The following is a 630-nucleotide window of genomic DNA, read 5'->3' on the forward strand; positions in this document are numbered from 1 at the left end:
AAAATTGCCATTGATTTAGCTGAGCTTCCTATAGATTTGCTGTCTATATCGGCGCACAAGATATACGGCCCGAAAGGTATGGGGGCACTATATGTGCGTCGCCGTCCTAAAATCAATCTGGTTGCACAAATTCATGGCGGGGGCCACGAGCGCGGCATGCGGTCGGGTACATTAGCCACCCACCAAATTGTTGGAATGGGTGAAGCCATCGCGCTAGCTTCTTCAAAAATAGAAGAGGATAGTGCGCGCATTTTAGCGCTGCGTGAATCGCTGTGGCAAGGCCTTCAACAGCTCGACGATATCTATTTAAATGGGCACGCCACACAGCGTATCCCGGGTATTTTAAATGTGAGCTTTGCGGGTGTAGACGGTGAAAGCTTGATGATGGGCTTAAATGATATTGCTGTATCTTCAGGGTCGGCATGTACATCAGCGAGTCTAGAGCCCTCGTATGTGCTGAAAGCGATTGGCCGCAGCAACGAATTGGCGCATGCAGGAATTAGATTCAGCGTGGGGCGTTTTACGACCCAAGAAGACATCGATTACGTAATACAAAAAGTAGTGGATGTAACCACAAGACTACGCCAAGTGGTTTCAGCATAAACGCCTATACCGTCGTTGAGCGCGGGT

Annotated in this window: 1 pseudogene; it reads left to right on the forward strand. The window is 49.2% G+C overall.

What is annotated here, in order from left to right:
- A pseudogene (locus GY683_RS02075) lies at positions 1-546 on the forward strand (aminotransferase class V-fold PLP-dependent enzyme); the annotation flags it as partial.
- Between the last annotated feature and the right edge of the window lie 84 nt (positions 547-630).

The sequence above is a fragment of the Moraxella sp. genome (assembly GCF_024227015.1).
In the GTDB taxonomy this organism is placed as follows: Bacteria; Pseudomonadota; Gammaproteobacteria; order Pseudomonadales; family Moraxellaceae; genus Moraxella.